The sequence below is a fragment of the Nonomuraea sp. MG754425 genome, assembly GCF_021699195.1.
GTDB lineage: Bacteria > Actinomycetota > Actinomycetes > Streptosporangiales > Streptosporangiaceae > Nonomuraea.
In genome coordinates this window covers 39,008-48,644 of sequence record NZ_SSXE01000055.1, presented here as the reverse complement: position 1 = coordinate 48,644, position 9,637 = coordinate 39,008, and the positions used below count along the sequence as shown (strand labels likewise).

Sequence of the window (9,637 nt, the reverse complement as noted above, 5' to 3'; positions counted from 1 at the left end):
GCCTACAAGTACCAGGCCGCCAGCAACGTCCGCGTCACCGACGCCGCCGCCCGCCGCCAGTACCTGCCCGGCCGCCTGGAAGTCCCCACCGACAACGGCACCGACTTCTACTGCGCCTGCACCGACGTCTCCGGCGTCCGCATCAGCACCGAGAAGTTCGCACCGGGCCAGACCCGCGAGTTCTGGAACCTCTTCGCCCTGCCCGACACCCCCGACACCCTCCAGGTCAAGATCGGCCCGTTCCGCGACCTCCAGGTCCCCATCCAGTGACGGCGTCCAGGGGTGAGAGCCCGAGGTCCGGCGGCCGGCCGCAGCAGCGTCATCGGCGGCTGCCCTCCCGCGTCTCCAGGAGCGGCCGGCCCGCCGCGTACCGCCGCAGGAAGACGGCGGTCGGGGTGCCCGCGGTCGCGACGGTGTCCGGGGTGCCCTCCGCGACCACCGCACCCCCGTCCGGACCGGCCCCGGGCCCCAGGTCGATCAGCCAGTCCGCGGACGCGGCGACAGGGATGTCATGCTCGGCCACGACGACGGTGTTGCCCGAGTCGAGCAACACGTCGAACGTGTCCACCACCCGTTGAATGTCAGACGGGTGCAGGCCCGAGACGGGTTCGTCGAGAACGACGAGCCCGGCCCTGCGGCTCGCGGCACCTCGCTGGATCGCCGAAGCGAGCTTCAGCCGCTGCGCCTCTCCCCCGGACAACTCCGTGGCGCTCTGGCCGAGTTGGAGATAGCCGAGCCCGACCTGGTCCAGGGCTCCGAGGATCTCCGCGAGTTGCCGGGGCTCGGAGAACCGCTCCACCGCCTCGGCGACGGTCAGTTCCAGCACCTGATCGATGGCCAGCCCCTGATACCTGATCTCCAGTGCCTCCGGCTGGTAGCGCCGCCCCTCGCACGCGTCACAGACCACCCACACATCCGGCAGAAAGTGCATGTTGACCAGCTTGCGGCCATATCCCGTACAGGTCTCGCAGCGGCCGCCGTTCGCGGTGTTGAAGCTGAACCAGGAGGCATCGACCCCGCGCCCGCGCGCCGCGTCGGTTCCGGCGAACAGCCTGCGGACGATGTCGAACGCCTTGCTGTAGGTGGCCGGGTTGGATCGCGGCGTCCGCCCGAGCGGTTCCTGATCGACGACGGCGACCCAGGCGAACCCCTCGACGCCGGTCACCTCCCGCACCATGTCGGTCGGCGTTCCGTCCAAGGCGGCCTCCATGCTCACCGCCAGCGCACCGAGCAGGCTGCTCTTGCCGCTGCCGCTCACCCCGGTCAGGCAGGTGAGCCGACCGGCGGGGAAACGCACCCGGTCCGCGGCCACGTTGTGCGCGCGCAGGCCGTGCAGCTCCACCCAGTCGGTGTCGTGCCCGACCGGGCGGCGGGTCCGGCGTAGCCGCGGCCCCGCACCGGCCAGGTAGCGCCCGGTCAGTGACCCGGGGTGCGCGGCCGCATCGGCGGGAGGCCCCGACACCAGGACCTCACCGCCGAGGCGTCCGGCGCCGGGCCCCATGTCGATCACCCAGTCGGTCCGGGCGATCAGCTCGGGATCGTGCTCGACGAGGAGCACCGTGTTGCCGGCCGCGCGCAGCTCCAGGGCGATGTCGAGCAGGTGCGCCTTGTCCGCCGGATGCAGCCCGGTCCCGGGCTCGTCCAGAACGAAGATGATGCCGCTCAGCTCGGTGCTGAGCTGGGCGGCGAGCCGGGTCCGCTGCAACTCACCACCGGACAGCGTCGCCGCGCTCCGGGACAGTTGGAGATGGGCCAGGCCGAGCCGGTCCAGGATGCCGAGCCTGCGGCCCAGGTCCTGCAGCAGCGGCTCGCCCACCTCGCGCTGCCGGGAGCCCAGGTCGTCCGCCACCCGTCTCGCCCAGCTACGCACCTCCCGGACTTCCACCTCGATCAGGTCGGGGTAGGTCAGCCCGCCGAGCCGCACGGACCGGGCCACCTGGTCGTACCCGCTGCCGCCGCAGGTGCCGCAGGGCCGCTTGCGCATGTACGGCAGGTAGCGCTGCTTGGCGTTGGAGGTCTGGGCGTTCAGGAACACCCGCTCCACCTCGGCGAGCGCTCCCCGCAGCGGCTGGCTCGAGGTGTAGGTCACCTGAGCCGTCTCGTTCTTGTTCGTCATGTCGATGGTCGCCTCGATCTTCTCGTCGCCCGTGCCGTGCAGCACGCAGTGACGGAACTCCTCGGGCAACGACTGCCACGGCCGGCCGAGGTCCACGCCGCGCTTGTCGGCGAGTGCCGGTACGAACGCGTGCTCCCCCGATCGCCACTTCGCGTACCAAGGCGAAGCCCCTTCGAAGAGCGGAAGCTCCGGATGGGTGATGACCAGGTCCTCCTGCGCCTCCCAGCGCCCGCCCACCCCGTGGCAGTCCCCGCAGCTCCCTTCCGGCGTGGCGCGGTCGAAGTGAGCGGTCGTCAGATGTCCGTCTCCGCTGCTCGCCGCCGGGTCCGCGTCGATCCCCGGAAGGCGCGAGTACAGCAGCCCCAGGTGCCCGTCGATGCCGGTGATCGTCGCGACCGTGGAGCGCGGGTTGCGGTTCAGACGGCGCTGGTCGACCGCGAGCGTCGCGCCGAGTCCCAGGATGCGATCGACCTTGGGCCGGTTGCGCTGGGTGATGTACTGCCGGACGAACGGCGAAAGCCCTTCCAGATACCGGAGCTGGGCCTCGTTGTGCAGCGTGTCGATCGCCAGCGAGGTCTTGCCGCTGCCGCTCACCCCGGTGAAGGCGACCAGCAGCCCCTTGGGGATGCTCACGGACACGTCCCGCAGATTGTTGGTACGAGCCCCCACCACGTCGATGGTCTCGCGCACCATGCTCGCGACGTCTCGTACGAATGCAGTCAACCTTCGTCCACCTTTCACAACACAGCGGAACAGGGGCGGACAGACCCTCCGCCCCTGCCGGACGACCCGACATGCGGCCGCCGCTCACCATCGATCGGGCTGAGCGGCGCTCGTCACATGGCGACCCCGATCCGCCGACCGGTGCAGCCATGCTCGCCGCAAAACCCGACACCGCATGTCATGTTTTCGCCGCCGTCTTGCCCGCACTCGGTCAGCCGGGGCATGCCGAACAGGCCGGCGATCCGCTGGACGGTCGTGCCGGGGTGTCGTGGAGCTGACGGCCGGGCGGGCGTCCGCTCACCAGGTCACCGGCAGCGCGTTCAGGCCGTACACGGCGCTGAAGACCCGGAAGTCGGCCTGCTCGTCCGGGCCGGACAGGGCGAGGCCGGGGAAGCGGCGCAGCAGGGCGGGGAAGGCGATGCGCATCTCCATCCGCGCCAGCGGCGCCCCGAGGCAGTGGTGCACGCCGTGGCCGAAGGCGACGTGACCGGCGGCTCCGCGGGTGATGTCGAGGGTCTCGGGATCGTCGATCGAGGCCGGGTCACGGTTGGCGGCCGGAATCGAGCAGATCACGAACGATCCTGCGGGGATGGCCTGCCCGCCGATCTCCACGTCTGTCGTGGTCGTACGCGGCGGCGTCCACTGCACGATGGACAGCCAGCGCATCAGCTCCTCGATGGCGGGTTCGACCTGAGCCGGATCCTCGCGGATCATCGCGAGTTGCTCCGGGTGCCGCAGCAGGGCCAGGGTGCCCAGGCCGAGCATGTTCGAGGTCGTCTCGTGTCCGGCGAGCAGCAGCAGTCTGGCGATACCGATCAGTTCGTCGGTGCTGAGATCGTCGCCGTGCTCGCGTACCAGCATGCCCAGCATGTCCTCGCCCGGGTCCGCCTGCGCGCGGGCGACCAGGCCGGCCATGTACTCGCGGTCCTCCCTCAGCGTCGCGCCGCGCTGCTCCATCGGCAGCGACGTGTCCAGCAGGCGAGCGGAACGGTCCTGGAACTCGGCGCGGTCGGCGTAGGGCACACCCAGCAGCTCGCAGATCACCAGCGACGGCACCGGCAGCGCGAAGTGGGCCACCAGATCGGCCGGCCGGCCGGCCCGCTCCAGATCGTCCAGCGCCGCCTCGACGATCTCGATGATCCGCGGCTCGAGCCTGCGCATCCGGCGCGCCGTGAACTCCGGGGTGAGCATCCGGCGCAACCGCGTGTGCTCCGGCGGGTCGAACCCGATCAGTTGCCCGGCCCGCAACCTGGCCAGTTCGTCGGCGTCCTCCTGCCCGGATCCCGGGAAGGGCGTGAGGGCGCTGCTGAACCGGGCCGGATCCGACAGCACCCGGCGAACATCCTCATGGCGGCAGACCAGGTAGGCGGGCATACCGAACGGCGTCTCCACCCGCACGACACCCTCGCCGTCGCGAGCCTGGGCCAGTTCCTCGACCGGGTTGAACCCGTTCCGCCGCATCTGCAGCGGCAATTCCAGCGCTTTCGTCATGTTCTGTCCATCCATCCGGTGATTGTGGGAGACCGTCTGTGCGCCGCCGGGCAGGTGGGTGAAGCGGCTGACGTCCGGCGGCTGATGCGATGCCACGGCCTGCGGCGCTACCTGTCCCTCGCGGGTCGGGGGTCTTCGACCTCCGGCAGGGCGCACTCGCATCCGGGCGTGTTCCGGGCCGGCTGAGATCATCTTTCGTCGCCGGGCACGAGCTGTTCCTAGTGCCGCGGTCCTGCCGTCCACGGCCGGAGCTTGTCGGGGTTGCGTACCGCCCAGATGTGCTTGATCCGCTCGCCTGCGATCTCGAACGCGTACACCGACACGGTGACGCCGTCGTGCTGGGCGATCAGGCCGGGCCGCCCGTTGACCGTACGCTCCAGGAGCGTCAGCTCGCGGAGCCTGCCATCGAGATTGAGCAGGGAGCGCACGATCCGCTCAACACCTTCGACCGGACGGAGCATCGCGCCGGCGACGCCGCCGCCGTCGGCGATCGCCGTGGCGTCGGGGTCGAGCAGGCCGATGAGGGCGTCGATGTCCTTGGCCTCCCACGCCTGCTTGAAGTCCCGGACGATCCGGGCCTGCCGGGCCGCCGGAGCCGCAGGCGCCTGCGCGGCACGGATGCGACGGCGGGCCGAGGAGGCCAGTTGGCGACAGGCCGCCGGGGTACGCCCGACGATCTCGGCCACTTCGGCGAAGGAGTAGCGGAACACATCGTGCAGGACGAACGCGACGCGCTCGGCCGGGGTCATCGACTCGAGCACCAGGAGGAAGGCCATGTTGACCGACTCGTCCAGGGTGACCCGATCGGCCGGGTCGACGGTGATGCCGTCCGACCGCCCGTTGATCCACTCCGTGGGGTCGGGCAGCGGCTCGGGGATCCACTCGCCCACGTAGGTCTCGCGCCGGACCCGCGCCGAGGAGAGCACGTTGAGGCAGAGGCGGCTGGCGACCGTGGTCAGCCAGGCGCCGGGGGATGCGATGGCGTCCTGCTGCTGCCGGGTCAGGGCGTACCAGTGAGCGTAGGCGTCCTGGACGACATCCTCGGCATCGGCCAGGGAGCCGAGGAGCCGGTACGCGAGATTGATCAACTGACGCCGCTCGCCCGTGATCGCGGCCAGGCCCGGATCGAGCCGGCCGCCACGCGGCTCGGATGGGGTGGTCATGGGGTCCTGGCCATCGTGCACTGACTCCCTCGGTTCGGATCTGCTTCCACCAGTCCGACAAGACAGCGCGGTGAAATGTCAGGCCGGCGCATCGCCTCACATTCCGCGGTGCTGTGTTGTCGGACTAGCGAGACACCATCCGGTACGCACGAAGCTACCCCCCGGCAGGCATGCGGATCGCCGTTGCGAACCCGCGGTGGAACACGTGATCACCCCGCGGCAGCCACTTCGTGACGGAAGACCGACTCCGCCAGGTCGCAAAGCCTCAAACCGCTGAAGTCAGGAACGAAAGGCGGCGCCATGTCCACATCCGAACGCCCCACATCCCACAAGGTCGTCGTCATCGGCGGCGGTTACGCCGGTACGCTCGCGGCCAATCACCTGCGGACCCGCGCCGACGTCGACATCACGCTCGTCAATCCCCGCCCGGAGTTCGTCGAACGACTCCGGCTGCACCAGTTCGTGGCCGAAACCGGCGAGGCCACGGTGGACTACGGCACGCTGCTGGGCGAGGGCATCCGGTTGATCGTCGACAGCGCCACGCGCATCGACACCGCCGCCCGCGCGGTGCGGCTGGCGTCGGGCCCCGCGCTGGACTACGACTACGTCATCTACGCGGTCGGCAGCACCTCGGCGATACCGTCATCGGTGCCCGGCGCCGCCGAATTCGCCTTCGACATCGCTGAACTCGAACCCGCGCAGCGGCTGCGCGCCAGGCTGGGGAATGTCCCGTTCGACGCCCCGATCACCGTGGTCGGCGGCGGATTGACCGGCATCGAGACGGCCGCCGAACTGGCCGAACAAGGACGCACGGTCACACTGGTGTGCGGCCGGACCCTCGCGCCGTCACTGAGCGCCTCCGCCCGCCGATCCGTGGCCACGTGGCTGTCCCGGCACGGTGTCGCCGTCCTTGAGGCCGAGGTGGTGACCGAGGTGCGGCCGGATGCGGTCGTCCTCGCCGACGCCGCGGCGCGTGCGAGCGCGCTCACCATCTGGGCAGCCGGTTTCGGCGTGCCGGAACTGGCGGCCGCCAGTGGGCTACGCACCGACGAGCTCGGCCGGCTGCTCACCGACGAGACGCTGACCAGCGTCGACGACCGGCGCATCATCGCGGCCGGCGACGCCGCCGCACCGTCGGGCCGGCCGCTGAGGATGAGCTGCCAGGCCGCACAACCGCTCGGGGCGCAGGCCGCCGGCACCGTGCTGAGCCGTATCGCGGGCACCGAACCGGCGGTGATCGACCAGGCCTTCACGGGGTCGTGCGTCAGCCTCGGCCGGCGCGCCGGCATACGACAGCTCTCCCGCAAGGACGACACCGCGGTGAATCTCTACATCGCCGGGCGCATGGCCGCGGCGATCAAGGAGGCGACCTGCAAACTCGGGGTGTCGAGGATCCGCCGCGAGGCCCGCAGACCGGGTTCCAGCTCCTGGCTCAAGGGCGGCCCGCGTCCCGACCAGCCGGCCTCCGCGCCGTGAGGGATCACGTCGCCGTGACCGCCGTCGCGCGATCCACCACCACCTGCGGCTTCGAACCGAGGTCGCGCACCACGCACGGCGAATCCCATGAACATGCCAGATCGATTTGACGAGGAGGCCGAGATGAAGAATCAACCGACCAGAACGATCCGGCACGCGACGGACGAGAAGCCGCCAACCGGCGCACGGAGCGGCTGGACCCGGAGCCGGATCCGCCCCATCGCCTTTTGGGCCACCACGTTTGTCATCGTCTTCGAGTTGACTGCCGGATCGGTGTGGAATCTGCTGCCGATCGAATGGGTGGAAGCCCAGTTGCGCCATCTGGGGTACCCGCACTACTTCGCCGATGTTCTGGCCGTGTGGCAGGCCGCCGCAGCCATCGCGATCATCGCGCCCAGGCTCCCGCTGATCAAGGAATGGGCGTACGCGGGCGCCTTTTTCCTGTGGTCGAGTGCCGTGGTGTCGCATCTGACAGTCGGCGACCCTCCTCGGACGTGGGGGGTGCCGCTGGTGTTCGGGATGTGCGCCATCGCGTCGTGGGCGCTCAGACCCGCCGACCGCCGGCCTACGGGGACGGGGCTCCGTCGGTCTCGCCCCGCCGACGCCGGACAGGACGGGGCGGCCCCGTCGCAAACCCGTCTTCGCGACTGGGCCGTTCCGATCGGGCTCCTCGTCGTCCTGTATGCCGTCTCGTTCCTCACGCTGCCCGCCGCCGAAGCCATGACGCGCGGGTGGGCGGTCGAGCTCGGCTGGATCGACGAGTAGCCTGGGCGACTTCGGGGTCGAGGGTGAGGGGCATGGTGTTCTCCCGGAGAAGTTCGTGATCGATGAAAGAGGGGCGGCGAGGCGGGCCGGTCAGGGGATGAGGACGGTCTTGCCGGGCAGGCGTCCGGTGACGGCCTCGTCGTGGACGGTGGCCAGATCGGCCAGGGGACGGCGGGCGGCGACGTCGATCGCCAGCGCGCCGGCGTCCACCCGGTCGACGAGCTCGGCGAGCTGGGCGGCGTCGCTGCGGGCGAACATCCGCACCGCCCGCACGTCCCGCGCGGCGTCGTCGCGGCCGGGTGTGGTGGTGCTGACGAACACCCCGCCGTCGGCGACGAGGCCGGCCAGCGCCTCGGTGTCCGCCGCAGAGGTGGTCACCAGGTTGAGGACGACGTCGAACCGCTCACCGGTCCCGGTGACCGGCGTGCGCGTGTAGTCGGTGATCGCCTGCGCGCCGTGGGAGCGGACCCGCTCGACGCTGCGGGGGCTCGCGGTCGCGGTCACCGCGGTGCCCGTCCGGGCGGCGAGCTGGACGGCGTACCCGCCGACCGCACCGCCCGCCCCGTTCACCAGGACGCTCTGCCCGGCCCGCAGGCCCGCGTGCTCGACCAGCGCCTGCCATGCCGTCAGCCCCGCCGACGGCAGGGCGGCGTCGGCCAGGTCCACCGCGTCCTGCCCGGCCACGTCCGGCTCTCCCGCACCCTCCTGTTCGACCCCCTCACCGACCAGGACGTCCACCACCTCGGCGACATCATGACCCGCGTCTGCGACCACATGCGCACCCTGCCGCCCCGCTCCGCCGCACCTCGCAAACGCCCCACCCCACCACGATGACGGAGATCCTGCTGTTGCCCGGCGGTGGGGCGGACGTCCACGGACCGGCGGCTCGCCGCAGGCGGGGTCACACACGGTGGCGGTCGACCTGCCGGAGCCGTCTCGGCGGCCTGAGCTCCGGCCATCGTGCGAGCCCGTGATCCCCAGGGTTTCCTCCATGTCGCGCTGACACGGCACGCGGAAGGTCGTGAGGATGGAGGCATGAGTTCATCGCAGCCCCTCGCCGACCCTGGGTCCGAGCCGGACCACCGCTACCTGCTCGACAACGCCCGGAAGGAGGCGGGCGAGCGGTTCACCTGGCTGGCCGAGCTGTTCGACGGTGTCACACGGGGGCACTTCGACCGGCTCGGGGTGAAGGCGGGCTGGCGCTGCTGGGAAGTCGGCGCCGGAGGCCCCAGCATTCCCGAGGCACTCGCCACAGCCGTCGGACCCACCGGTTACGTGCTGGCCACGGACATCGATCCGGTCTGGTTGGACCCGCACGGCGGGTACGAGGTGCGCCGGCACGACATCGTCGGGGACCCGCCGCCGCAGCCAGGCACATTCGACCTGGTACACGCCCGGCTCGTGCTCGTCCACGTGCCCGACCGTGCCCGGGCGCTGGCGACGATGGTGGCGGCGCTGCGCCCCGGTGGCCGGCTCCTGGTCGAGGACGCCGACACCGAACTGCAGCCGCTGGCCTGCCTCGACGAGGTCGGCCCGGCGCAGCAGCGCGCCAACCGGCTGCGGCGCGCCGTCCGGGAGTTGCTGACCCGCCGCGGCGCCGACCTGCGCTACGGCCGTACGCTGCCGCGGGTGTTGCGTGCGGCCGGCCTGACCGATGTCACGGCGACCGGCTGCTTCCCGATCGGCGGGGTGGCCTGCGACCGGCTGGAGACCGCGACGGTGCGCATGGTCCGCGCCGAGTTGCTCGCCGCCGGGCTGGCCGACGACGCCGAGATCGACGCGCACCTGGCCGCCATCGATGCCGGCGAGCTCGACCTCACCCTCGCGCCGCTGATCTCGGCCTGGGGACGCCGCCCGGGATAGCCCGCGACCGGCCACAGGCCGGTGGACACGGCGCGGGCCG

At 71.3% G+C, this 9,637-nt stretch carries 8 protein-coding genes; 4 read left to right on the top strand and 4 right to left on the bottom strand.

All coding sequences use genetic code 11. The features are described 5' to 3' along the window. Positions 1-270, top strand: a 270-nt coding sequence (locus FAF44_RS20540; protein ID WP_237104832.1) for a hypothetical protein, incomplete at its 5' end; no start/stop codon positions are given. 49 nt (positions 271-319) lie between these two features. On the opposite strand, the gene FAF44_RS20535 is transcribed toward FAF44_RS20540, so the two are convergent. The 3 genes from FAF44_RS20535 to sigJ form a co-directional block, all read right to left on the bottom strand. Next, a complete protein-coding gene (locus FAF44_RS20535; RefSeq protein ID WP_237104831.1) occupies positions 320-2,839 on the bottom strand; it encodes an excinuclease ABC subunit UvrA in 2,520 nt (839 codons plus the stop codon). Between the two features lie 297 nt (positions 2,840-3,136). Further along, positions 3,137-4,330: a cytochrome P450 gene (locus FAF44_RS20530; RefSeq protein ID WP_237104830.1), complete on the bottom strand. Its 1,194-nt coding sequence runs from the start codon at positions 4,328-4,330 to the stop codon at positions 3,137-3,139. 218 nt (positions 4,331-4,548) lie between these two features. Continuing rightward, the gene (gene sigJ / locus FAF44_RS20525) at positions 4,549-5,493 is read right to left on the bottom strand and encodes an RNA polymerase sigma factor SigJ (protein ID WP_237104829.1); all 945 of its coding nucleotides are present in this window, start codon (positions 5,491-5,493) and stop codon (positions 4,549-4,551) included. 300 nt (positions 5,494-5,793) lie between these two features. Here sigJ and FAF44_RS20520 point away from each other — a divergent pair, with 300 nt between their 5' ends. Further along, positions 5,794-6,969: an NAD(P)/FAD-dependent oxidoreductase gene (locus FAF44_RS20520; RefSeq protein WP_237104828.1), complete on the top strand. Its 1,176-nt coding sequence runs from the start codon at positions 5,794-5,796 to the stop codon at positions 6,967-6,969. An 87-nt stretch (positions 6,970-7,056) separates the two neighbouring features. Further along, positions 7,057-7,734, top strand: coding sequence for a DoxX family protein (locus FAF44_RS20515; RefSeq protein ID WP_237104827.1), 678 nt, complete (start codon positions 7,057-7,059; stop codon positions 7,732-7,734). A 90-nt stretch (positions 7,735-7,824) separates the two neighbouring features. On the opposite strand, the gene FAF44_RS20510 is transcribed toward FAF44_RS20515, so the two are convergent. After that, complete coding sequence (locus tag FAF44_RS20510; RefSeq protein ID WP_237104826.1) at positions 7,825-8,508, bottom strand: zinc-binding dehydrogenase; 684 nt, start codon at positions 8,506-8,508, stop codon at positions 7,825-7,827. A 261-nt stretch (positions 8,509-8,769) separates the two neighbouring features. On the opposite strand from FAF44_RS20510, the gene FAF44_RS20505 reads away from it, so the two are divergent. Next, the gene (locus FAF44_RS20505; RefSeq protein ID WP_237104825.1) at positions 8,770-9,597 is read left to right on the top strand and encodes a methyltransferase domain-containing protein; all 828 of its coding nucleotides are present in this window, start codon (positions 8,770-8,772) and stop codon (positions 9,595-9,597) included. Positions 9,598-9,637 lie beyond the last annotated feature (40 nt).

Coding starts and splice junctions, on each gene's coding strand:
- FAF44_RS20530 (WP_237104830.1), bottom strand. CDS start 4,330: ATGACGAAAGCGCTGGAATTGCCGCTGCAGATGCGGCGGAACGGGTTC.
- sigJ (WP_237104829.1), bottom strand. CDS start 5,493: ATGACCACCCCATCCGAGCCGCGTGGCGGCCGGCTCGATCCGGGCCTG.
- FAF44_RS20520 (WP_237104828.1), top strand. CDS start 5,794: ATGTCCACATCCGAACGCCCCACATCCCACAAGGTCGTCGTCATCGGC.
- FAF44_RS20515 (WP_237104827.1), top strand. CDS start 7,057: ATGAACATGCCAGATCGATTTGACGAGGAGGCCGAGATGAAGAATCAA.
- FAF44_RS20505 (WP_237104825.1), top strand. CDS start 8,770: ATGAGTTCATCGCAGCCCCTCGCCGACCCTGGGTCCGAGCCGGACCAC.